Origin of the sequence: Desemzia sp. FAM 23989 (assembly GCF_045528345.1) — a bacterium.
GTDB lineage: Bacteria > Bacillota > Bacilli > Lactobacillales > Carnobacteriaceae > Desemzia.
Genome location: NZ_JBGQQT010000019.1, coordinates 30413 through 55293 on the forward strand (window position 1 = coordinate 30413; position 24881 = coordinate 55293).

At 39.0% G+C, this 24881-nt stretch carries 19 protein-coding genes, 2 pseudogenes and 3 other annotated features; of the genes and pseudogenes, 3 read left to right on the forward strand and 18 right to left on the reverse strand.

Going from position 1 to position 24881, the window contains the following annotated elements:
* Positions 1-526: 526 nt before the first annotated feature.
* The 4 genes from tuf to rpsL form a co-directional block, all read right to left on the reverse strand.
* On the reverse strand, positions 527-1714 hold the full coding sequence (gene tuf / locus ACEN36_RS10375) for an elongation factor Tu (protein WP_407095999.1): 1188 nt from the start codon (positions 1712-1714) through the stop codon (positions 527-529).
* Between the two features lie 171 nt (positions 1715-1885).
* Complete coding sequence (gene fusA, locus ACEN36_RS10380) at positions 1886-3976, reverse strand: elongation factor G (RefSeq protein WP_407096000.1); 2091 nt, start codon at positions 3974-3976, stop codon at positions 1886-1888.
* A gap of 90 nt (positions 3977-4066) precedes the next feature.
* Positions 4067-4537 carry a 30S ribosomal protein S7 gene (gene rpsG, locus ACEN36_RS10385; RefSeq protein ID WP_407096001.1) on the reverse strand — a complete coding sequence of 157 codons (471 nt, stop codon included), beginning with the start codon at positions 4535-4537 and terminating at the stop codon, positions 4067-4069.
* A 41-nt stretch (positions 4538-4578) separates the two neighbouring features.
* The gene (gene rpsL / locus ACEN36_RS10390) at positions 4579-4989 is read right to left on the reverse strand and encodes a 30S ribosomal protein S12 (RefSeq protein ID WP_407096002.1); all 411 of its coding nucleotides are present in this window, start codon (positions 4987-4989) and stop codon (positions 4579-4581) included.
* Between the two features lie 328 nt (positions 4990-5317).
* Here rpsL and ACEN36_RS10395 point away from each other — a divergent pair.
* Positions 5318-5503 (forward strand): annotated as a pseudogene (locus ACEN36_RS10395) (prepilin peptidase); the annotation flags it as partial.
* Between the two features lie 11 nt (positions 5504-5514).
* On the opposite strand, the gene ACEN36_RS10400 reads toward ACEN36_RS10395, so the two are convergent.
* Positions 5515-5652 (reverse strand): hypothetical protein, encoded by a 138-nt coding sequence (locus ACEN36_RS10400; protein WP_407126564.1) that lies wholly within the window; start codon positions 5650-5652, stop codon positions 5515-5517.
* A 13-nt stretch (positions 5653-5665) separates the two neighbouring features.
* Between ACEN36_RS10400 and ACEN36_RS10405 the strand changes: the two are divergent.
* Positions 5666-6052, forward strand: a pseudogene (locus tag ACEN36_RS10405) (prepilin peptidase); the annotation flags it as partial.
* A gap of 134 nt (positions 6053-6186) precedes the next feature.
* Here ACEN36_RS10405 and ACEN36_RS10410 read toward each other — a convergent pair.
* The 10 genes from ACEN36_RS10410 to ACEN36_RS10455 form a co-directional block, all read right to left on the reverse strand.
* Positions 6187-7653 (reverse strand): NAD-dependent succinate-semialdehyde dehydrogenase, encoded by a 1467-nt coding sequence (locus ACEN36_RS10410; protein ID WP_407096004.1) that lies wholly within the window; start codon positions 7651-7653, stop codon positions 6187-6189.
* A gap of 338 nt (positions 7654-7991) precedes the next feature.
* Complete coding sequence (gene rpoC / locus ACEN36_RS10415; RefSeq protein ID WP_407096005.1) at positions 7992-11615, reverse strand: DNA-directed RNA polymerase subunit beta'; 3624 nt, start codon at positions 11613-11615, stop codon at positions 7992-7994.
* 118 nt (positions 11616-11733) lie between these two features.
* Entirely contained in the window at positions 11734-15288 is a 3555-nt protein-coding gene (gene rpoB, locus ACEN36_RS10420; protein WP_407126558.1) for a DNA-directed RNA polymerase subunit beta, read from the reverse strand.
* Positions 15289-15901: 613 nt separating this feature from the next.
* Positions 15902-16717 carry a MetQ/NlpA family ABC transporter substrate-binding protein gene (locus tag ACEN36_RS10425; protein WP_407126560.1) on the reverse strand — a complete coding sequence of 272 codons (816 nt, stop codon included), beginning with the start codon at positions 16715-16717 and terminating at the stop codon, positions 15902-15904.
* 148 nt (positions 16718-16865) lie between these two features.
* Positions 16866-17124: a binding site (T-box leader), on the reverse strand.
* Positions 17125-17198: 74 nt separating this feature from the next.
* Positions 17199-17464: a binding site (T-box leader), on the reverse strand.
* 98 nt (positions 17465-17562) lie between these two features.
* Positions 17563-18168: a class I SAM-dependent methyltransferase gene (locus tag ACEN36_RS10430; RefSeq protein WP_407102815.1), complete on the reverse strand. Its 606-nt coding sequence runs from the start codon at positions 18166-18168 to the stop codon at positions 17563-17565.
* 219 nt (positions 18169-18387) lie between these two features.
* Positions 18388-18756, reverse strand: coding sequence for a 50S ribosomal protein L7/L12 (gene rplL / locus ACEN36_RS10435; RefSeq protein WP_407096009.1), 369 nt, complete (start codon positions 18754-18756; stop codon positions 18388-18390).
* Positions 18757-18834: 78 nt separating this feature from the next.
* Positions 18835-19335, reverse strand: coding sequence for a 50S ribosomal protein L10 (rplJ, locus tag ACEN36_RS10440; protein ID WP_407126561.1), 501 nt, complete (start codon positions 19333-19335; stop codon positions 18835-18837).
* A 62-nt stretch (positions 19336-19397) separates the two neighbouring features.
* Positions 19398-19526, reverse strand: a sequence feature (ribosomal protein L10 leader region).
* A 57-nt stretch (positions 19527-19583) separates the two neighbouring features.
* On the reverse strand, positions 19584-20273 hold the full coding sequence (rplA, locus tag ACEN36_RS10445; protein WP_407096011.1) for a 50S ribosomal protein L1: 690 nt from the start codon (positions 20271-20273) through the stop codon (positions 19584-19586).
* A 98-nt stretch (positions 20274-20371) separates the two neighbouring features.
* A complete protein-coding gene (rplK, locus tag ACEN36_RS10450) occupies positions 20372-20797 on the reverse strand; it encodes a 50S ribosomal protein L11 (protein ID WP_407096012.1) in 426 nt (141 codons plus the stop codon).
* A gap of 598 nt (positions 20798-21395) precedes the next feature.
* Positions 21396-21947 (reverse strand): hypothetical protein, encoded by a 552-nt coding sequence (locus tag ACEN36_RS10455; RefSeq protein WP_407126562.1) that lies wholly within the window; start codon positions 21945-21947, stop codon positions 21396-21398.
* A 146-nt stretch (positions 21948-22093) separates the two neighbouring features.
* On the opposite strand from ACEN36_RS10455, the gene ACEN36_RS10460 reads away from it, so the two are divergent.
* Positions 22094-22888 carry an NRDE family protein gene (locus ACEN36_RS10460; RefSeq protein WP_407096014.1) on the forward strand — a complete coding sequence of 265 codons (795 nt, stop codon included), beginning with the start codon at positions 22094-22096 and terminating at the stop codon, positions 22886-22888.
* A gap of 681 nt (positions 22889-23569) precedes the next feature.
* Here the strand turns inward: ACEN36_RS10460 and nusG are convergent.
* From nusG to rpmG, 3 genes are all read right to left on the reverse strand, one after another.
* Positions 23570-24118 (reverse strand): transcription termination/antitermination protein NusG, encoded by a 549-nt coding sequence (nusG, locus tag ACEN36_RS10465; protein ID WP_407096015.1) that lies wholly within the window; start codon positions 24116-24118, stop codon positions 23570-23572.
* 169 nt (positions 24119-24287) lie between these two features.
* The gene (gene secE / locus ACEN36_RS10470) at positions 24288-24467 is read right to left on the reverse strand and encodes a preprotein translocase subunit SecE (RefSeq protein WP_079651020.1); all 180 of its coding nucleotides are present in this window, start codon (positions 24465-24467) and stop codon (positions 24288-24290) included.
* A 37-nt stretch (positions 24468-24504) separates the two neighbouring features.
* Positions 24505-24657: a 50S ribosomal protein L33 gene (rpmG, locus tag ACEN36_RS10475; RefSeq protein WP_407126563.1), complete on the reverse strand. Its 153-nt coding sequence runs from the start codon at positions 24655-24657 to the stop codon at positions 24505-24507.
* Positions 24658-24881: the final 224 nt, after the last annotated feature.

Consider the following 24881-nt stretch of genomic DNA (forward strand, 5'->3'; position numbering starts at 1 on the left):
GAACTGACGCGTTCTCCTATAATAGTTGTTCTACAATATTTAACGTTGGTGAGTAGAAAATACACTTCTTTTTAATTCTAACTCTATTAGAAACTCAGTTTTAGAAATTTCTGGAGGAATATGGGGTTGCTTATAGCCATGGAAAGGACGCAAAAAAAGGAAACACTGTGGGCGTACGCCCAAGTGTACCATGCTTGTAAGCTGCTGAAGCAGCAACAATCATGGCAATTACTTAGCGTTAGGCTTTAGCCGTTACGCTAAGTTTGTTCTCCGCTACGCTACGCATACTATATCCGTACGTCGCTATCGCTCCAACGGCTTCAGCAACGCTTGCAAGCCTTGAGATGTAGTTTTCAGCACCAAGGCGTTCCCATGGCTTTCCATAAGCAACCCCATAGGCCGGAGGAAATTTCTTTACCAACGTTAGAAGATGAAGAGCCATAATAGTGGTAGAAGCAAAAAAGAAGCCTTCCTAATGAAAGGAAAGCTTCTTTAAAGGTTTTAATTAAAGTTTAAACTAGGTTGATTAAGCTTCGATTGAAGCAACAACGCCAGCTCCAACAGTACGTCCACCTTCACGGATAGTGAATTTAGTACCTTGGTCTAAAGCGATAGGAGCGATTAATTCAACGTTGATTGTAACGTTATCTCCAGGCATAACCATTTCAGTACCTTCTGGCAACTCGATAACACCAGTTACGTCAGTTGTACGGAAGTAAAATTGTGGGCGGTAGTTACCGAAGAATGGAGTGTGACGTCCACCTTCTTCTTTAGATAAGATATAAACTTCGCCTGTAAATTTTGTGTGTGGAGTAATTGAACCTGGTTTAGCTAATACTTGACCACGTTGGATGTCTTCACGAGAAACCCCACGTAATAAAGCACCGATGTTATCTCCAGCTTCAGCGTAATCCAATAATTTACGGAACATTTCAACACCAGTAACAGTTGATTTAACTGTATCGTGTAAACCGATGATTTCAACTTCGTCTCCGACTTTAACTTGTCCAGCTTCAACACGGCCTGTAGCAACAGTACCACGTCCAGTGATTGAGAATACGTCCTCAACTGGCATCATGAATGGTTTGTCAGTGTCGCGTTCTGGGTTTGGAATGTAAGAGTCAACAGCATCCATCAATTCCATGATTTTATCTTCGTATTCAGCTACGCCTTCAAGAGCTTTAAGAGCTGAACCAGCGATAACTGGAGTGTCATCACCTGGGAATTCGTATTCTGATAATAAGTCACGAACTTCCATTTCAACTAATTCTAATAATTCTTCGTCATCAACCATATCAACTTTGTTTAAGAAAACAACGATGTATGGAACACCAACTTGGCGAGACAATAGGATGTGTTCGCGAGTTTGTGGCATTGGGCCATCAGCAGCAGAAACTACTAAGATAGCTCCATCCATTTGAGCAGCACCAGTGATCATGTTTTTAACGTAGTCCGCGTGACCTGGGCAGTCAACGTGAGCATAGTGACGAGCTGCAGTTTCATATTCAACGTGAGAAGTGTTGATTGTGATTCCACGTTCGCGTTCTTCTGGAGCTCCATCGATTGAAGCGTAGTCAGTTGCAGTACTTGCAAAACCTTTTTTAGCTAAAACTGTAGTAATTGCAGCAGTTAAAGTTGTTTTACCGTGGTCAACGTGTCCAATTGTACCAATATTAGCATGTGGTTTTGTACGTTCGAATTTTTCTTTTGCCATTTTGTTAATTTCCTCCTCATAATTGAGTTGCTATTTTTTGAATCAAGTCGTCTATATTGGCCCAGTGGTGACACTTAGACCAACAACAGACTAACCCAATTCTTTAGTAAAAATTATAACGATTTTTTGAAAGAAAAGCAATACTTAACAGTTTTCGGCTGAAATCAATGATTAGTCAGCTGAAACACCATTTTTCTTGATGATTTCTTCAGAGATAGATTTTGGTACAGCTTCATAATGATCAAATTGCATTGTAAAAGTACCGCGACCTTGTGTTGATGAACGCAATGCTGTAGCGTATCCGAACATTTCAGAAAGAGGAACGATTCCTTTAACGATAGTAGTGTTTCCACGTACTTCGCTTCCTTCGATGCGTCCACGACGAGCACTGATGTGTCCCATTACATCACCTAGGTAATCTTCTGGAATTGTAACATCAACTTCCATCATTGGCTCTAAGATAACAGGGCCGGCTTTTTTCGCAGCATTTTTCAATGCTAGTGAAGCAGCAACTTTAAAGGCCGTTTCATTCGAGTCAACATCATGGTAAGATCCATCGTAAAGTTTCGCTTTAACATCCACCAATGGATATCCAGCAAGAACTCCGCCTTCTAGAGAAGACTCTAAACCAGCTTTAACTGCAGGAATGTATTCACGTGGAACAGATCCCCCAACGATAGCATCTTCAAATTCAAATCCGCCACCTTCTTCATTAGGTGAGAATTCAACCCAAACATGTCCGTATTGACCTTTACCACCTGATTGACGCACAAATTTACCTTCAGCTTCAGTAGCTTTAGTAAATGTTTCACGGTAAGAGACTTGAGGAGCTCCTACAGTTGCTTCAACGTTAAATTCACGTCTCATACGGTCAACGATGATGTCTAAGTGCAACTCACCCATACCGGCGATAATAGTTTCGCCAGTTTCGTGGTCAGTTTCAGCACGGAATGTTGGATCTTCTTCAGCTAATTTTTGAAGAGCGACACCCATTTTATCTTGGTCTGCTTTTGATTTTGGTTCAATAGCAACTTGGATAACTGGTTCTGGGAAGTCCATAGACTCTAAAATAACTTGTTCTTTTTCATCTGATAAAGTATCTCCTGTAGTTGTGTCTTTCAACCCAACTGCAGCAGCGATATCTCCAGAAAATACTTCAGGAATCTCGCTACGTGAGTTCGCGTGCATTTGTAAGATACGACCTACACGTTCACGTTTACCTTTTGTAGCGTTCATAACGTATGAACCTGATTGTAAAGTACCAGAGTAAACACGGAAGAATGTCAAACGACCAACATAAGGGTCAGTTGCTACTTTAAATGCAAGAGCAGCAAATGGTTCGTTGTCATCAGCATGGTGTTCAATTACTGTATCTGGATCATCTACTGAGTGTCCTTCGATTGGAGGAACATCAAGTGGTGATGGAAGGTAATCAATAACAGCGTTCAATAATAATTGAACCCCTTTATTTTTAAAGGCCGTTCCACAAAGAACAGGGTAGAATTCTACTTTAACTGTTGCTTTACGGATAGCTGATTTGATTTCTTCTACAGAGAATTCTTCACCTTCAAGATATTTCATCATGAATTCTTCATCTGTTTCAGCAAGTGCTTCTAACAATTTTGTACGCCATTCGTCAGCTTCATCTTTTTTATCTTCAGGAATTTCGATTTCTTCAATTTCAGTTCCTAAATCATTTGCATAATTGAAGGCTTTCATTTCTACTAAATCGATAATACCAGTAAAGTTATCTTCAGCTCCGATTGGCAATTGAATAGGATGTGCATTGGCTTGTAAACGATCATGGATTGTACCTACAGAATATAAGAAGTCTGCTCCAGTTTTATCCATTTTGTTTACAAATACAATACGTGGAACACCGTAAGTTGTTGCTTGACGCCAAACTGTTTCAGTTTGAGGTTCAACACCTGATTGAGCATCTAGCAATGCAACAGCACCATCTAATACACGTAATGAACGTTCAACTTCAACAGTGAAGTCCACGTGTCCAGGTGTATCAATGATATTAACACGGTGACCCTCCCAAGCTGCTGTTGTTGCGGCAGAAGTGATAGTGATACCACGTTCTTGTTCCTGTTCCATCCAGTCCATTTGTGAAGCTCCCTCATGAGTTTCACCAATTTTGTGGATACGTCCAGTGTAATAAAGGATACGTTCAGTCGTTGTTGTTTTACCAGCATCGATATGAGCCATGATTCCGATATTACGAGTTTTTTCTAAAGAAAATTCTCTTTTTGCCATCTTGAATATACACCTCTTTTTTGTAAATTTTAAAAACTATTATATTCCAACGCTGCTAAATCCCAGCGTTGGAATATAGAAAGCAGAATCTTACCAACGGTAATGAGCGAATGCTTTATTCGCTTCTGCCATTTTATGTGTATCTTCACGTTTTTTAACTGCTGAACCAGTGTTGTTAGCAGCATCCATGATTTCACGAGCTAAACGAAGATCCATAGTATCTTCTCCGCGTAAACGAGAGTAGCTTACTAACCAACGTAGAGCAAGCGCTGAACGACGTTCTGGACGAACTTCGATTGGCACTTGGTAGTTAGAACCCCCAACACGGCGAGCTTTAACTTCAAGAACTGGCATGATATTTTTCATTGCTTCTTCAAAGACTTCCATTGGATCATTTCCAGTTTGTTCTTTGATTGAATCAAATGCGTTATAAAGAATAGTTGCTGCTTTACCACGTTTTCCATCAACCATCAAACGGTTGATTAAACGAGTAACTAATTTTGAATTGTAAATTGGATCTGGTAACACGTCACGTTTTGCGACAGGACCTTTACGAGGCATTTAAATTCCTCCTTTCGACTATTTTATATTTATCAGAATTTTTATTTAGGCTTTTTAGTACCGTATTTAGAACGGCTTTGTTTACGATCAGTAACACCTGCTGTATCTAAAGCACCACGAACGATGTGGTAACGTACCCCTGGTAAATCTTTCACACGGCCTCCACGAAGAAGAACAACACTATGTTCTTGTAAGTTGTGACCTTCACCCGGGATATATGCTGTAACTTCGATCAAGTTAGACAAACGAACACGAGCATATTTACGTAAAGCAGAGTTAGGTTTTTTAGGAGTCATAGTACCTACACGAGTACATACACCACGTTTTTGTGGAGAATTTACAATAGTTTGTTTTTTCTGTTTACTATTGTACCCTTTGTTTAAAGCAGGAGACTCAGATTTTTCGATTTTTGATTTACGAGATTTACGAACCAATTGGTTAATTGTTGGCATTTTTTGTTTCCTCCCTTCCGGTTATTAAATATCTAATCCCACACATCCAGGTGTTTCTTTTATTTTTAAAAAAATATTGCTGCATAGCATGCAACTTCTGGGTATGGAGGTTATACGCCTTTGCAACAGTCAGAACGACTGATTTACAGGAATCTGCGTACAAAAGCACCTTATGAATAATACCATGTAAAAAAAAATCTGTCAATAAAAAATCGTTTTTTTTGTTTTTTTCTTTTCAACAGAACTTACTTTTTCTTGCGTATAGTATAGAAACTAATGAAATTGGAAAGGTAGATTGCTCATGCCCTTGTTAACTATTCTTCCCTTAATGATTTACGGTCTTATTTGGGGGTCTTTTTTAACAGTTGTCGGTCTTAGGACCCCTATTAACCAACCTTTTGTCTGTTCGAGATCCCGTTGTCCCTATTGTCACCATATCTTATCTTCAAAAGAACTCGTTCCACTCTTTTCGATTTTGTTTCAAAAAGGAAAGTGCCGTCACTGCAACCATCCAATAGCTTTACTCTACCCTTTAGTGGAACTCACTACGGCTTGTTTGCTGGTGATTGGTTTTCTTTGGGCGCAGCCTAATTGGCCAACGTTCACCAATTTGTTTTTAGTGCTTTCTTTTGGAATAGTTTTTTCCATTTCTGATTTAACCACCCAAATCCTCCCAGACAAAATCATGTTGCTGTTTTTTATATTCGTTTTTTTGTATCAATTATTTGCCCGTCCAGATATCTTTTTTTCTTATTTAATATGCGGCATAGGCTTTTTTTCTGTTTTCTACTTATTTTTCCTTATCTTTCCATACGGCATTGGTGGTGGAGATGTAAAGTACTACGGAATTCTTGGATTTCTTTTAGGCTATCAAACCACCGCGCTAGCATTATTGTTGGCTTGCAGTATAGCATGTACTTTCTATTTACCAATGCGTTTCATTAAAAAGCACAACCGAAACCACCCAATCCCTTTTGCTCCCTTTATTTTTCTGGGAGCATATATAAGTTGCCTCATCAGCCCTTTGTTTTTTACCTATTTAAATTCGTATTTCCTTTTTTAACGATGCGAAACGGTATAATAGAAAGAGTACGGCTTTACCACTGTTCTGTTTGTGATAAAGCCGTACTCTTTCTATTATTTAAGGAGCAATCAGTTGAGACACACGACTGTCTACAGCTTAAAAAACATTGGTATTTAGTTTTCTGTAAAGTAAGTGGTGTGTACAAATTTCACTTCTTGAAATTCTTCAATTCCATATTTCCCGTTTTCACGACCTAAACCAGAATATTTTACCCCGCCAAATGGCGCTTCTGATTGAGAGACACCTGTATTATTTATGCCTACTAAACCATATTCCAACTCAGTACTCACTTTTTCCGCTAAGCGTAAATCCTTCGTAAACACATATGAAGCTAAACCAAAATGAGAATCATTTGCTAATGCAATCACTTTATCTTCATTATCAAATGAAATCACTGGAATGACTGGTCCAAATGTTTCTTCATAAAAGATATCCATGTCAGTCGTTATTCTATCTATAACAGTTGGTTGATAGAAAAATCCATCTTTATATTCCCCTTCAACCAGTCTTCCGCCACCGATTAAAACCTCAGCGCCTTTATCTTTAGCATCTGCGATTTGGCCATCAATAGTTTCCCGTGCTTCTTCATTGATCAGCGGACCTACCATTACATCATCTTGTCCGTTACCCACTGTTACTTTTTCTACTGCTTTAACGAGTTTTTCGGTAAATTCTTTTTTGATAGGCTCTTCTACGAAAATACGATTAGGCGCCGTACAAGCTTGACCGTTATTTCTAAACTTCATTGCTACGAGGGCATCAATGGTTTGTTGAATAGGCGCATCTTTAAAGACGATAAAAGGCGCATGTCCACCCAGTTCCAACGAAATCTTCTTCAGCGTTTGTCCTGATTGCTTATACAACAATTGCCCTACTTTGGTTGAACCCGTAAACGTTAATTTGCGTACATCACTGCTTTCAGCAAATGCTTCACCGATCTCACTCGCTGAACCCATTACTAAGTTGGCAACACCCTTCGGTAAACCGGCTTTTTCAAATAGTTCAAAAATGGCAATAGCGGATAACGGCGTATTTCCTGCTGGTTTCAGTACAACAGTACACCCCGCTGAAATTGCTGGAGATATTTTACGCACAATCATATTGGACGGGAAATTCCAAGGAGTAATGGCACCTATTACTCCTACTGGTTGTTTTTTCACTTCAAACTTGTGATTATTTGGTGCTGGGATAGTTTCTCCATACACACGTCTTGCTTCTTCCGCATTCCAATGCATATTTTCAACATCTGTTTTGATTTCACCTTTTGCTTCTTTTAACGGTTTCCCTTGTTCTAACGTCATAATTAAAGCCAAGCGATCTGCATTTTCTTCAATTAAATCAGCAACCTTGTGTAAAATAGCTACTCGTTCCTTCAGTTCCATACCGGACCATATCGGAAAAGCCTTTTTAGCTGCTTCGACAGCTTGATTCGTTTCTTCTTTTCCACCTTGCGAAACACGTACTAATTCTTCTCCTGTCGCAGGGTTGATAACAGCTTTTTTATCCATTGAGCCTTCTACCCACTGTCCGTCAATAAACAGATTGGTTTGAATTTCTGGTAATGATTGTCTTGTTGTCAAATAGATTCGCCTCCTATTAGATTTCATTCTATATTCAAAATAACATAAATGCTAAACGGTCTAAACTGATACACATTTTGGCTGCCTGCTTCAACCCGATGGACGCTATCTCTAAATTCCTAATCACCTAAAAAATGCGCAAAAAAACAACAACCGACGGATAGAAAAAATATCCATCTGTCGGTTGTTGGTTTATATTCGATGAGCTGAACGCCTTACTCTACACTCTCCATAGACGCGCTGCATAAGGCAGCTCATACGCCTATAAGCCAACCCGCATCTGTTAGGAAAAGCACCTAACTGATGTGGGTTTTCTTATATTCGATGAGCTGAACGCCTTACTCTTCGCTCTCCATTTGGTCATTGATGCTGTAAACATTTTCGCTTACGACGCCAATTCCTTTTGGATCCATTTTACGGTATTTGCGCATTCCTGTACCGGCTGGAATGATTTTACCGATGATAACATTTTCTTTCAATCCTAGTAAGTTATCACGTTTACCGCGGATAGCAGCATCCGTCAAGACACGAGTAGTTTCTTGGAAGGAAGCAGCAGACAGGAAACTATTCGTTTCAAGTGATGCTTTAGTGATTCCAAGCAATACTGGGCGACTTGTAGCAGGTAATCCACCAGACATAAGAACTTCTTTGTTCTTTTGAGTAAATTCATGGATGTCGATCTTAGAACCTGGTAATAAATCTGTATTACCTGGGTCAAGGATACGTACTTTACGCAACATTTGACGAACCATTACCTCAATATGTTTGTCTCCGATTTCTACCCCTTGCATACGGTATACTTTTTGAACTTCACCCAACATATAGTTTTCAACGGTTAATACATCGCTGATATCGATCAATTCTTTAGGATCAATAGAACCTTGAATCAATGCTTCTCCACGGTGAATCAAGTCCCCTTCTTCTACTAGCATACGAGAAGTGTAAGGAACAGTGTAGCTACGTGTATCTGTAGCACCTTTGATGGTAACTTCTTTAATACGTTCAGCTTGTTTATCTTCAATCGAAACAACTTCACCAGTAACTTCAGTGATCGTTGCGCGACCTTTCGGATGACGAGCTTCAAAAATTTCTTGGATACGAGGAAGACCTTGAGTAATATCGTCTCCGGCAACCCCACCTGTATGGAACGTACGCATGGTTAATTGAGTACCTGGTTCTCCGATTGATTGAGCGGCAATTGTTCCAACTGCTTCCCCAACTTCAACTTCGCTACCAGTAGCCAAGTTACGTCCATAACAGTATTTACATACACCATGAGGAGTATTACATGTAAATGCAGAGCGGATAGTAACTTCTTTAATACCTGCGTCAATAATCGTTTTAGACAATGGTTCTGTAATCAATTGGTTTTTCTCCATGATAACTTCGCCAGTTTCTGGATGGATAACCGATTTGTTCGTATAACGACCTAATAGACGTTCTTCAAGAGTTTCGATAATTTCATTACCGTTCTTGATAGCATGAACTACTAAACCACGGTCTGTATGACAATCTGTTTCACGGATAATAACATCTTGTGCTACGTCAACCAAACGACGAGTCAAGTAACCTGAATCGGCTGTCTTCAAGGCTGTATCGGTCATACCTTTACGAGCTCCATGGGTAGAGATAAACATTTCCATAACACTTAGACCTTCACGGAAGTTCGAAGTGATCGGCAATTCCATGATTTGTCCGTTCGGAGCAGCCATCAATCCACGCATACCAGCTAACTGAGTAAAGTTTGAGATGTTACCACGGGCACCAGAGTCACTCATCATAAAGATAGAGTTTCTGTCATCCAATACTTCCATCAGTTTTTCTTGAATCGTGTCTTTAGCAGCATTCCAAATGTCGATAACATTTGAATAACGTTCTTCATCTGTAATCAAACCACGACGGAATTGTTTTGTAACTTTTTCAACTTGTTTATGCGCATCTTCCAAGATCTGTTCTTTTTCTTTCAAGACAGCAATATCTGCGATCCCTACTGTGATACCAGATTTTGTAGAATGTTTGTAACCTAAGTTTTTCATTCTGTCCAACATTTTTGAAGTTTCAGCAACTTTGAAACGTTTGAAGACTTCTGCAATGATATTTCCTAAGTTTTTCTTTTTGAATGGTTTTACTAAACTTTGTTTAGCAATGTGTTCTGGAATGTTTGTTCCATATTCAACAAAGTAGCTGTCTGGAGTTTTAACTTCCAAGTTGACTTGTGTCGGTTCATTCAAGTAAGGGAATTCTGTAGGCATGATTTGGTTGAAAATCAATTTCCCAACAGTAGTGATCAAGACTTTATCCTTTTGCCATTCAGTAAATGGTTTGTTTCGGATATCTGAAACTTGGATCCCTACTCTAGAGTGCAAATGAACGTATCCTTGTTGGTAAGCTAATTCAGCTTCTTCAATACTGCTGAATACCATTCCTTCGCCTTCACGTCCAGCTTCTTCCATTGTCAGGTAGTAGTTACCTAAAACCATATCTTGAGATGGTGTAACAACTGGTTTACCATCTTTAGGGTTCAAGATATTTTGTGCACCTAACATCAAAATACGTGCTTCAGCTTGAGCAGCGTCGCTTAACGGTACGTGGACCGCCATTTGGTCACCATCAAAATCGGCATTGTAAGCTTCACACACTAATGGGTGCAGACGAATCGCTTTTCCTTCTACTAAGATAGGCTCAAAAGCTTGGATACCTAATCTGTGCAATGTTGGTGCGCGGTTCAATAGAACTGGGTGTTCACGAATAACTTCTTCTAAAACGTCCCAGATATCTTCGTCTAAACGTTCGATTTTTCTTTTCGCATTTTTGATGTTGTTCGCAATACCACGTTCAACTAATTCTCTCATTACAAACGGCTTGAATAGTTCAACAGCCATTTCTTTCGGTAAACCACATTGGTACATTTTCAATGTCGGTCCTACTACGATAACGGAACGGCCAGAGTAGTCAACACGTTTACCCAGCAAGTTTTGACGGAAACGACCTTGTTTCCCTTTCAACATGTGAGAAAGAGATTTTAATGGACGGTTACCTGGTCCAGTAACTGGACGGCCGCGACGACCATTATCGATCAATGCATCTACTGCTTCTTGCAACATACGTTTTTCATTTTGAACAATGATGTTTGGTGCATTCAAGTCCAGTAAACGTTTCAAACGGTTGTTACGGTTGATTACGCGACGGTATAAGTCATTCAAGTCACTTGTTGCAAAACGTCCGCCTTCTAATTGAACCATTGGGCGGATTTCTGGCGGGATAACCGGAACTACGTCCATTACCATCCAAGTTGGGTGGTTGCCAGATAAATGGAATGCTTCCAAAATATCTAAACGGCGGATCGCACGAGTTCGTTTTTGACCAGTTGCAGTAGTTAACTCTTCTTTTAACTCTTCAACTTCTTTACCTAATTCTACATCGTCCAACAATTGTTTAATCGCTTCAGCACCCATACCGGCTTTGAATTCATTTCCGTATTGCGCACGTTTTTCACGATATTCTCTTTCTGTTAACAATTGTTTCTTTTCAAGCGTTGTGTTACCTGGTTCAATAACTACATAAGAAGCAAAATAAATGATTTCTTCTAACGCACGAGGACTCATATCCAATACAAGACCCATACGGCTCGGAATACCTTTAAAGTACCAAATGTGTGTTACTGGTGCTGCTAATTCAATGTGACCCATACGTTCGCGACGTACTTTTGAACGAGTAACTTCAACGCCGCAACGATCACAAACGATTCCTTTATAACGAATACGTTTGTACTTCCCACAAGCACATTCCCAGTCTTTTGATGGGCCAAAAATGCGTTCACAGAATAAACCATCACGTTCAGGTTTTAGCGTACGATAGTTGATAGTTTCAGGTTTTTTAACTTCTCCATAAGACCAACTGCGGATTTTATCAGAAGAAGCCAAACCGATTTGCATGCTTTCAAAATTATTAACGTCTATCAAGGGGCCTACCTCCCTTTATTTTTTGAGCTGCCCTAACTTGCTCGAATTGTTTCGTTCTTTTTATTGAATAAGGTGCAGAGCTGATCCCAATTACTTTGGAATCAACTCTAACTACCTCTTATTCAGAATCTTGTTGTCTAGCTTTTTCTTGCTCTTCAGCGTATTTGCTAAGCGCATCGACAGTTCCGATATCATCGTCATCATCCATATCGCGTAATTCAATTTCTTCATCTTGTGCATCCAATACTTTCATGTCTAATCCAAGAGATTGCAACTCTTTGACTAATACACGGAAAGATTCAGGAACACCTGGTGTAGGAATTGGTTCTCCTTTAACAATAGCTTCATAAGTTTTCACACGTCCAACAACATCATCTGATTTGTACGTTAAGATTTCTTGTAAAGTATAAGCAGCTCCGTATGCTTCAAGAGCCCAAACTTCCATCTCACCGAAACGTTGTCCACCAAATTGAGCTTTACCACCCAATGGTTGTTGTGTAACAAGTGAGTATGGTCCAGTTGAACGAGCATGTAATTTGTCATCGACCATGTGAGCCAATTTGATCATGTACATAACCCCAACGGTTACACGGTTGTCAAAAGGTTCACCAGTTCGTCCGTCATACAATACGGTTTTAGCATCTGAAGCCATTCCTGCTTCTTTAACAGTAGCCCATAAGTCTTCTTCACGAACACCATCAAATACTGGCGTTGCGATACGAATACCTAAACGACGAGCAGCCATACCCATGTGAGTTTCAAATACTTGCCCAATATTCATACGAGAAGGAACCCCTAATGGATTCAACATAATATCGATTGGTGTACCATCTGGTAAGAATGGCATATCTTCTTCAGGTAAGATTAAGGAAACTACCCCTTTATTACCGTGACGACCCGCCATCTTATCTCCAACGTTGATTTTACGTTTTTGAACGATGTACACACGAACCAGCATATTGACACCTGGAGATAATTCGTCCCCAGCTTCACGAGTAAAGATTTTCACATCATGAACAATACCGCCGCCTCCGTGAGGTACACGCAAGGATGTATCTCTAACTTCACGAGCTTTTTCTCCAAAGATTGCGTGCAATAAGCGTTCTTCAGCAGATAATTCCGTTACCCCTTTAGGAGTTACTTTACCTACTAATAAATCACCATCTTTTACTTCAGCACCAATACGGATAATACCCATTTCGTTCAAGTTTTTCAGTGCGTCATCACCGACGTTTGGAATTTCACGAGTGATTTCTTCAGGTCCAAGTTTTGTATCACGAGCTTCTGATTCATATTCTTCAATATGAATAGAAGTATAAACGTCGTCTTTTACTAAACGTTCACTCATAATGATAGCATCCTCAAAGTTGTACCCATCATAAGTCATAAAAGCAATAACCGGGTTTTGTCCAAGAGCCATTTCTCCTTGATCCATTGAAGGACCATCAGCTAGGATCTCGCCTTTGTCTACGCGGTCGCCTTTAGCAACGATAGGGTTTTGGTTATAAGAAGTACCTGAGTTAGAACGTTGGAACTTGATAACTGTATATTTGTCTAATGCGCCATTGTCGCGACGAACGCGAACTTCATCAGCATCGACGTATTCTACAATACCGTCATTTTTACAAATCAAAGCAGCTCCAGAGTCTTTAGCTGTTACGTGTTCCATACCAGTCCCTACAAGAGGAGCGTCTGGTTTGATCAACGGTACAGCTTGACGTTGCATGTTCGCACCCATTAAGGCACGGTTCGAGTCATCGTTTTCCAAGAAAGGAATACATGCTGTCGCAACGGCAACTACTTGTTTAGGAGAAACGTCCATGTAGTCTACACGAGCTACATCCATCTCCAAGTTTTCATCTTTATAACGAGCTAATACAACATCATTTGCAAATGTACCATCTTCATTCAAAATAGCATTTGCTTGAGCAATGACATAGTTATCTTCTTCATCAGCTGTCAGGTAGTCGATCTTTCCAGTTACTTTACCTGATTCACGGTCAACACGACGGTAAGGAGTCTCAATAAATCCAAATTTATTTACTTTCGCAAAACTGGATAAACTATTGATCAAACCGATGTTAGGACCTTCAGGCGTTTCAATCGGACACATACGGCCATAGTGAGAATAGTGAACGTCACGAACTTCATATCCGGCACGGTCTCTTGTTAAACCACCGGGTCCTAATGCTGATAGACGACGTTTGTGAGTCAATTCCCCTAATGGGTTAGTTTGATCCATGAATTGAGACAATTGAGAAGAACCAAAGAATTCTTTGATTGATGCTACAACTGGACGAATATTGATCAATTGTTGTGGTGTAACAGTAGACATATCTTGAATAGACATACGTTCACGAACCACACGTTCCATACGAGACAAACCAATACGGAATTGATTTTGCAATAATTCACCTACTGAACGAATACGACGATTACCTAAGTGGTCAATATCGTCTACGTTTCCGATGCTTTCTTGCAAGTTAAAGAAGTAACTCATAGCAGATAAAATATCAGCCGGTGTAACGTGTTTGTGGTCTTCAGAAACATTTCCGTTTCCAATAACATTTACAATGTGTTCAGGGTTTTCTTTAGAGTAAACTTTTACAATTTGCAATTTGATGGGTTCTGGAACTACACCATCTTCATTTGGATAGAAAGTTACACTATTTAAGCCGTTGTCCAAGTAGTCATTTAATTTATCCATTTGGTCGCGGTCTAATAATGTACCAGCCTCAACGATAATTTCTCCTGTTTCAGAATCGATCAACGTTTCAGCTACTGTTTGATTGAACAAACGCGTTTTCAAGCTTAATTTTTTATTTACTTTGTAACGACCTACAGCTGCCAAGTCATAACGTTTTGGATCAAAGAAACGAGCTGTTAACAAGCTTCTTGAACTGTCTGCTGTCTTTGGTTCACCTGGACGTAGTCGTTCATAAACATCTTTTAAGGCTTCTTCAGTACGAGAGTCGCTAGCGTTTTTATGAATGTCTTTTTCCAAAGTTAATCCTAGTGAAGTATTTTCACCAAAGATTTCTAGAATTTGATCATCCGAGCCGAATCCTAATGCACGAACAAGAACACTCAATGGAATTTTACGTGTACGGTCAATACGCACATAAGAGATGTTTTTAGCATCTGTTTCAAATTCCAACCAAGCTCCACGGTTAGGAATCAAAGTAGTTCCGAAGCTTTCACGGCCGTTTTTATCGATTTTCAGATTGAAATAAACACCTGGTGAACGAACCAATTGAGAAACGATAACACGTTCAGCTCCATTGATAATGAACGTTCCCATTTCAGTCATTAACGGGAAATCACCGAAGAAGACTTCTTGGTCTTTCACTTCTCCAGTTTCTTTGTTGATCAAACGTAATTTTGCGTATATAGGTGCGGAATAATTTGCGTCATGAGCACGAGCTTCTGATACCGTGTATTTTGGTTCCTGTAATGTATAGTCAAGGAACTCTAATGATAAGTTTCCTGCGAAGTCTTCAATTGGTGAAATATCTCTAAACATTTCACGCAATCCTTCATCTAAGAACCATTGATATGAGTCTGATTGAATCTCAATCAGATTCGGCAGTTCTAAAACTTCATTGATACGTGCATAACTTCTACGTGTACGGTGTTTACCGTAATTTACTAAGTGGCCTGCCAACCTGTTCACCCCTCAAATGATTATTCATATCTAGTATGCCGCCTTTTGTTACGTTTAGATTACAATTATTAAGAATAGAAGTCATAACCTGTTTTTAGGCAAAAAAAAACCAAAAGATCCGTAACTTTTTCAGAAAAAGCACATTTTCTTTTGTTTTACATACATAACCCTTTGATTTGGACAATATTTCAAACCAAAAGCTTATTTTTTAGATAGTATTTGCATCTATTTATTTTACACTCCTTTAAAGCAATAGTCAACACTATAAAGGAAGTTTTTTTCTTTCTTATTCATCAAAAAAAGACTGTCGAAAAAAACTACGCGGCTGCTGAAGTAGCGAAAGTCAATTTACGTGACCTTTTGTCAAAATTTAAGCTCTAAAAGGAACGCAAATCCAGTTTGCGTTCCTTTTCTAAGATAATATCATCTTAAAGGGAACGCAATTTAATTTTGCGTTCCCTTTATCCGAATAATTAATGCAATAGGTAACGTAAAAAAAGCGAGGACTGGCATATTCACCATTTCCTCGCCTTCATTTTCTAATCAGATCACCTTTGAAATAAAACTACATCTTTTCAACAGCCTCAAAAAAATCCTCAGTCAGTCTTTTTCACTCTATCCGTTATTCCCACACTGGGATGGAGGAGCCTTTTGAACTTTCTTCAATAACTTCTTTAGTTCCGTCTGTTTGATAGACATCCACGATTTTTTGATACAACTCATTATCTTTATCTTCTTCACGCACAACGATCGCATTGTAGTAAGGATCTGAATCTTCCGTTACTGGTTCTAAGAAAATCGCATCCTCAGTTGGAATAAATCCAGCATCGACTGCCATCCCGCTATTGATGACAGAAGCTGTTACATCCTCCAGAGCACGTGCTGTTTGAGCTGAATCTATCACTTCAAATTGTAGATTCAGCGGATTAGACGTCACATCTTCTACAACAGGAACTTGCCCTTTAGAAGGATCGACCTCAATCAAACCAGCTGTCTGCAACAACAGCAATGCCCGCCCTTCATTTGACGCATCATTTGGAATGGCAATACTGTCGCCCTCTTTGATCTCGCTGATATCTGTTATTTTTTGAGAATAGATTCCTAATGGCGCAATAACAGTATCCCCAATAGGAGTCAGATTATTTCCTGTATCTTCATTAAAAGCTTCCATAAAGATTTTTGTTTGGAAGGAGTTCATATCGATTTCCCCATCCGCTAAAGCTCGGTTCGGCGTACTATAATCGGAAAATTTCACCAATTCGATCTCGATTCCTTCTGCTGCCAACTGTTCTTTAACGTATTCCCAAGGTTCATTGATTTCTCCGACTACCCCTAATTTGACCGTTTGACTTTCTCCAGATGCCGCACCACACGCAGTAAGAACAATTAATGTTGCAATAGATAATATAGTAAGTATGAATGATTTGAATTTTTTCATGTTTCCACCTCTTTGGTTTAATTCTGGGTTCACCCAGCTGCTTTATAAAAATATACGTATTTAAAATAATTTCGAGCACACCTTAAGATTATGATCCCTCCTTCAAAAAATAAAAAAACGCTGCCCTTTTGACTGAACTCAGTTCAACCAAAAGGACGAACGTTTATTAGTTCGTGTTACCACCTTTTTTCAAATTGCTTTTTCAAACAATTCCTCAACAAGTACAAAGAATTCATCTCGATACTCTGACGCTTTAACGGGCGCACCCATGACAGCCTTACACTTAAAAGCATTCGGTATCCTTGCTCAGAGGCCATTTTCCATTTGCACCAACAAACCTGTTCTCAGCTCTCAGGCTCTCTGTCATTGTTGTACAGCAAACATACTTTTCTCTTCATCGCATTTAGTGTATTTAATTTAGTGTATTTAATTTAGAATAAAAAAATCGCCCTCAAAAAGAAAGCTCTTTACAGAACTTCTTTTCAAGGACGAAAGCAAATATCAATTTCGTGTTACCACCTTGTTTTACAAGCACATCACTGTGTTTGTCTCAATCAGTACAAAAATCTAGAATATTGTACTGAGGCACTGTAACGGGTGCATCCGTTATGGACTCATTTACTAATTGCCTTACTCGTCCATCCCGCTCCAAGACCATCTTCTATTCATTCGCTCCTGCCTATTTTCACCAAACAAGGCTCTCTTTAAGGTTTCCTCTGAATATACTCTTCTTTTCACAGCGTTTTATTATCTATTTCTAATTTCTAATTAACTTATCATTTAGTTTACAAATTACTTCCACAGAAGTCAATCAAAATAACCAAAAAAAGAAAGAATAGCATGATCTATTCTTTCACACTTTGGATAATCCAATATCCTTTATCTTTTGCAATGACTTCTGCATTGCCAAAAGTCTCGTTCATTTTTTCTTTCGCACTTGGAGCACCTTGTTTCTTTTGAATCACGATCACTAAAGCTCCACCTGTCTTAAGGTAATCATAAGCTCCCGTCAGAATTTCATGAACCACTTGTTTTCCAGCTCGAATTGGCGGATTGCTGAAAATCCCGGCAAACTCAGTACCTTTTACATTTCCGTAAATATTGGACTGGTGTATATCCACATTCGTCACTTTGTTTTTAAGAGCATTTTGCTGAGCCAGCCCAATCGCTCGTTCGTTGACATCTACCATCTCTACCTTACGTTCGTTCTCTTCCTTAGCAAAGGATAATCCCATCGGACCATAGCCGCAGCCAAGATCTAATAAGTCACCTTCAGGTAATTGGCTGAAATCAACTGTTTCAATTAATACACGCGAGCCGTAATCAACCGTCGCTTTAGAAAACACACCTGAATCTGTTAAAAAAGTAAATTCGTGTCCGCGCAAAGTAAACTTCCATGAATCAATATTGCTTTTAGCATTTGGATTGCTAGTATAATAATGATCAGACATATTTCTTGATCTCCTTTACTCGTATCTTCCTTCTTACAAATAGATACCTCTATTTTAACCTATTATATCCGGCTTGAGGGCTTTAGACAATCCGTTAAAGCCGCTTCTCTACATTAGGCAGCCTAAACCAGCCAATGTACACAAAGAAAAAAGGTGTGAATCGTTTCCGATTCACACCTTTTCGCTCGTTATAGAACTAAATGATCATTTAAAAAATGATTATTTAACTTCTACAGAACCACCAGCAGCTTCAATAGCTTCTTTCAATGCTTCAGCATCTTCTTTAGAGATGTTTTCTTTGATTGCTTTAGGAGCTTCGTCAACTAATGCTTTAGCTTCTTTCAAGCCTAAGCCAGTAGCTTCACGAACTGCTTTGATAACTTTGATTTTAGCAGATCCAGCATCTGTTAATTCAACTGTAAATTCAGTTTGTTCTGCAGCAGCAGCTTCTCCAGCTCCACCAGCAGCAGCTACAGGAGCAGCAGCAGTTACGCCAAATTCTTCTTCAATTGCTTTTACTAAGTCGTTTAATTCTAAGATTGTTGATTCTTTTAAGTCAGCAACAATTTGTTCAATGTTTAATGCCATTGTTAGTTCCTCCGTTTATAATGTTTTAGTTTTTTTATTAACTTGCTTGTTTGTTGATTGAAAGAATAGTGCTTTTAATTAAGCAACTTCTTCTTTTTGTTCTGCAACAGCTTTGACTGCAAGTGCAGTATTGCGGATTGGTGCTTGAAGTACAGATAACAACATAGAAAGTAGACCTTCGTGGTCTGGTAGTGTTGCAAGTGTGTTGATTTCTTCTACTGAAGAAACTTTACCACTGATAACGCCACCTTTAATTTCTAAAGCTTCTGCTTCTTTAGCAAAATTAGCAATAATTTTGGCTGGTGCAACAACATCTTCGTTACTGAAAGCAACGGCTGTAGGGCCTTTAAATACGTCATCCATTCCTTCAAGTCCAGCTGTACTAGCCGCACGAGATAGGATAGAGTTTTTAATAACGCGCATTTCAACTCCTGCTTCACGTAATTGTTTACGTAATTCAGTAACTTGTTCAACTGTTAATCCACGGTAATCAACTACGACTACTGCGGCAGCATCTTTGAATTTTGTTGTAGCTAAATCTACTAATTCTTGTTTTTTAGCGATTGCTGCTTCACTCATTAACATTTCACCTCCTGATCAATTGGCGGGAATTTTTCATTTTGACTTTTAAAAAAAAGTCCTAGACAAACAAAAAATCCCATGTCACCGTAGACATAGAGATTGTGTAGTGTATATTCACGACATATCATCCTCGGTAGGAAATTAAGGCAAGTGCCACCTACTGTCTTCGGTAATAATTCAATTTATTCTTAACCTAGATGATTTTACCAATTCTAATCATCTAGGTCAAGAAATTTATGATTTTTTTAGAATGCTTGAGGGTTAACTTTAACCCCTGGGCCAAATGTTGATGTAATAGTGATGTTTTTAATGTAAACACCTTTAGCAGTTGAAGGTTTAGCTTTCAACACTGTATCTTGGATAGTTCTAAAGTTTTCGATCAATTTATCAGCATCGAAAGATACTTTACCGATTGGAGCATGCAAATTACTTTGTTTGTCCACGCGGTAAGTTACTTTACCAGCTTTGATTTCGTTGATAGCTTTAGTTACATCCATTGTAACAGTTCCTGTTTTAGGGTTAGGCATTAAACCTTTAGGTCCTAAGACACGTCCAAGACGTCCAACTTCACCCATCATGTCTGGAGTTGCTACAACAACGTCGAAGTCCATCCATCCACCATTGATTTTTTGAACAAGATCAGAATCACCTACGTAATCTGCTCCTGCAGCTTCTGCTTCAGCAGCTTTAGGGCCTTTAGCAAAAACTAATACTCTTTGTGTTTTACCTGTTCCGTTTGGAAGAACAACTGCTCCACGAATTTGTTGGTCAGCTTTCTTAGGGTCAACTCCAAGACGGTAAGCAACTTCTACAGTTGCATCGAAATTAGCGTAATCAATTTCTTTTACTAAAGCTACAGCTTCTTCAACTGAATATGCTTTTAAAGTATCTACTTTTTCCAAAGCAGCTAAGAATTTTTTACTCTTTTTAGCCATGTTTTTTTCCTCCTTGATTGTGGTTATAACGGTTAAACCTCCCACTTATTCTCCGTAAAGCAAGCTTCACGAAGAGATACTGAGAAGCTTTAATCAGATTAGTCTTCTACAACAAATCCCATGCTTCGTGCAGTACCTTCGACCATACGCATTGCAGCTTCAACAGATGCAGCGTTTAAGTCTTCTTGTTTAGTTTCAGCGATTTCTCTAACTTGCGCGCGAGAAACAGTTGCAACTTTTTTAGTATTTGGTTCACCAGAACCTGATTCAACACCTGCAGCTTTTTTCAATAAAATAGCAGCTGGTGGAGTTTTTGTAACAAATGTAAATGAACGGTCTTCATATACAGAGATTACAACAGGGATGATCATACCTGCTTGGTCAGCTGTGCGTGCATTGAATTCTTTACAGAATCCCATGATATTCACTTGTGCTTGACCTAAAGCTGGACCTACGGGTGGAGCAGGACTTGCTTTACCTGCAGGAATTTGTAATTTTACGACATTAACAACTTTTTTAGCCACGAGACATTCCTCCTTGATTTAGTCCGGGTGTGGTTGAATGGGGTTAATATTTCCCCTCCCACTTTAAACATACGTCTAAACGTACCATGGAATTATATTACACTTTCCAAATCTTGTCAATAAGATTTAGAGAAATAACCCATCATATGATTTAGAGAAATAACCCATCATACGCATGAAAAGTACTTTCTCCCAAAAATTAAGGTCTTCTTTTTAAAACGCTCTCTTAATAAGTAGGGGCGGCTCTATGGGGTGAAATTCCCTCCGGAATGGACGGGTTTGCTTGTGGAAAGCCATGGGACCGTCTGGAGCCTGTAGTCTCCAAACTTTCAAGTTTCAAACGGAATCGGAATCTTATTTTTTATTTAAATTTTTTCATGCGTATGACGTGGAGAAATAAGTATTTCAAGACCGATTTATCGTTAGCATTTAGGAAAAGCTTTTTAAATGGCTTAAAAATACCTTTGTTTTGGGGCATCTCTGCAAAAGCAATCAGCGCAGCGGTATCGGATCAAGAAATAGTTATTGTTTTAATGCAGCTTTTCATTTTAACCATTCTTTTTTTGACTTTCGAGCCATTCATTAAACAGACAAAACGCTATTCGCGTGATTGTTCTCGTTGTTTTCTGGCTTCAGTTCTGTATTTGACCGTCTGAGCTGGTTCTGATGAAGCCTCGCTCCATTCTTCCACAATGTCTGGATCCGATACCTTTTTTTGTTTCCCAGTATAGTTACTGTTTTTAATTGGTTTAGCCTTTCGCTTCTTCTTTCTAACTAATCGAAAAGCGTTATAAAAGATCCCTGCAATTACCGCATACACGGCAAAGAACACAACAAATCCCCAAAGCCCGGCAATAGCATCTGCAAATTCCATATTCCCGCTATTGGTAACAGCTTGCTGGATTTCGATAGCAAATACAAATACTGTCATCACTACAAAAGTAAAGATAAACGAATGGATCGTTGTACTGAATTTCAATTTTTGAATAATTTTTGCTAAGACGAACACTGCTAAAAATGTTATTAATCCAATAAAACCGATCACCCAAAAATGCAATTCTTTATCTGACATGTCGATCCCTATTCCATACATAAGGACATCGTGGATTCGATTCATCATTTCTGAAAGAATCAATATAATTTCTCTCATTTACCTTCACCTCTTGAACTTAATTTCATTTAGTATAGCACAAAACTTGTTTACGACATCGATTTTAAGCCAATACACTTTATACCCCGATTTTATCTCATTACTGTATACTGAAAGGACCAACCACTGAAACCGAGGAGGATATTATGTGCAATATCGGCTTAAAATTCCATCAAAACGGCGCTTATAAATTTGTGTTTGCTGCTAACCGCGATGAAGCTTATCGCAGACCTACAAAATCTGCTCACTTCTGGAAAGACCATCCCGAGTTATTAGCTGGTCAAGACGAACTCCAAAAAGGCACTTGGCTGGGGTTGACCAAACAGGGTAAATTCGCAGCCCTCACAAATTGTCGAAAAGTTTCTACTAGACAGACGTCTGAAGATCCGCAAGCTTTTTTGACTTCCAGAGGCACTTTAGTCAAAAACTTTTTAACCGGTGATCAAACAGCCGCTGAATATGCGGATGATTTAATCAATACCAGACATCAGTATGACGGCTATAATTTAATCTTCGGCAACATTCTTGAAGGTCAATTTCTTCATTATAATAACAGTGAAAATCAGCTAAATGAGTTAACGCCTGGCACACATGGTTTAAGCAATGCTACTCTAGATACTCCCTGGCCTAAAGTTGCCACAGTTACCAGTAGAATAAAGCAACTAAGCGGCTCGAAAGAACAACTCACCGATCAATTATTCGCTTTGTTTTCAGACGAACAGACCGCTCCAAAAGAAGCATTGCCGAAAACCGGTCTTCCTATTGAATTCGAAGAAGCTGCTTCTGCCATTTTTATTCGCACGAAAGAATACGGGACTATCGGCACTACCGTTATCTTAGTTGACCAAGAAAACCACGTTACTTTTGTAGAACGTCGTTTCAACGAAGAAAGACAAATAGAAGAAAATCTTTACAGCTTTTCTTTGAGTTCTGATACCTAAGATTTTTTCTCAGAAGATAAAAAAGAGGAGCTGGGGAATAACTAGCTGAATTAGAAAACACCGTCAAATCTAGGAAGAAGGATCCTTGACTTGACGGTGTTTTTAATTACTCAGATTTATAAATTATTGGTTCTAAAACATTTGACGTTGGTAAGGAAAAAAATAAATCCTAAACCTTTAAAAAAATCATTCCTAGAAATTTTTGGAGGAATATGGGGTTGCTTATAGCCATGAAAAAGGATGCAAAAAAAGGAAACACTGTGGACGTACGCCCAAGTGTACCATGATTGCAAGCTGCTGAAGCAGCAACAATCATGGCAATTACTGAGCGTTAGGCTTTAGCCGTTACGCTTAGCTTGACGCTTGCAAGCCTTGAGACGCGTTTTTCGGCTCAAGGCGTTCCCATGGCTTTCATAAGCAACCCCGTAGACCGGAGAAAATTTCTTTACCAACGCTAGAAGATGAAGATCCAAATTATTATTAAAAAGTGACTTTTTCCCCAGTTCCTTCATTCCTTTTAAACAAGCTGCAGAAAGTTAAGCGCCTTATTCCACTCTCTATCTAAAACGAGTTGCGTAAGGCAGCTTACACGCCAATAAGTCCGGCACCAACAGTTAGGAACAACACCTAACTGTTGGTGGCGGGCTTATTTCCGGAAAGCCAAACGCCTTATTCCACTCTCTATAGTTTGTCTACTTGATCGAATTCTAATTCTGTACTTGTTTCACGTCCGAACATCTCAACGTTCACTTTTAATTTTGCTCTTTCTTCGTCAATTGCTGTTACCTTACCAGTCATACCATTGAAGGCTCCTTCAACAATCGTAACTGTTTCACCAACTTCAAAGTCAATTTCTTGATGACGTGTATTCATGCCCAAGCTGCGTAAAATAGATTTTACTTCTTCCGGCAATAATGGAGCTGGCTTGCTTCCCGCACCGTGTGAACCAACAAAACCAGTTACACCTGGAGTGTTACGTACAACATACCAAGAGTCATCTGACATGATCATTTCTACCAATACATACCCAGGAAAGACTTTTTTCATTTTGATCTTTTCTTTCCCATTTTTTACTTCGTGTTCCTCTTCTTCAGGTACTACCACTCTGTAAATGTGTTCTTCCATGTTCATGCTGTTTGCACGAGATTCAATGTTCTGTTTGACTTTGTTTTCATAGCCAGAATACGTATGCAGCACATACCATTGTTTTTCAAGTTCCAATTCTTCCATTATTAACACTCCTTGTATAGGTTATAATTCATTATACTCGCATCGTTTAATTTAAACACACAAAAAAACCTTCTCCATCATATAAGGAAGGTTCTGCGTGATGATTTATTGCACTCAGTATACCATTAGTCAAGCATTTGTGCTAGTCATATGGCAACAATATTGTTTTTTAGATGAACAAATCCAGTAAAGACGTGATCGCAAAATCAACTACTAAGAAGAAAATTGCAAACAGGATGACTACCCCAAAGACAGTAACCGTATATTTTCTCAGTTCTTTTCCTGTTGGCCAAGTCACTTGGCGAATTTCTTGACGAACACCGCCAAAAAAGTTTCTTACTTTTCCCACTACATTCCCTCCAGACTATTCGTACACTCTATCATCATTATTTAGTTTCGCGATGCATTGTATGTTTATTGCAATATTTACAGAATTTTTTGATTTCTAATCGTTCAGATCTGGCTGTTTCACCTGCGCGGGCTGTGTAGTTACGAGAGCCGCAAACAGTACATGCTAAAGCTGTTTTTTTCACACTCAATTTTTTCACCTATTCTTTCTTAAGCACTAAGGTATCGGTCACAATTTACCATTACTTTCCTTTGCTGTCAAGCAGTTTTCAACCTGCAAGAAGGTAGTATCGTTCGAACGTGATAATGTCCTAAGTAGGTCGAAGCATAAAATGTCCCAAAATGATAAAATAAAATCATGAAAAGGATAATACTAACGATGAATGAAGATAAGAAATATAAAGTAATAAAAGCT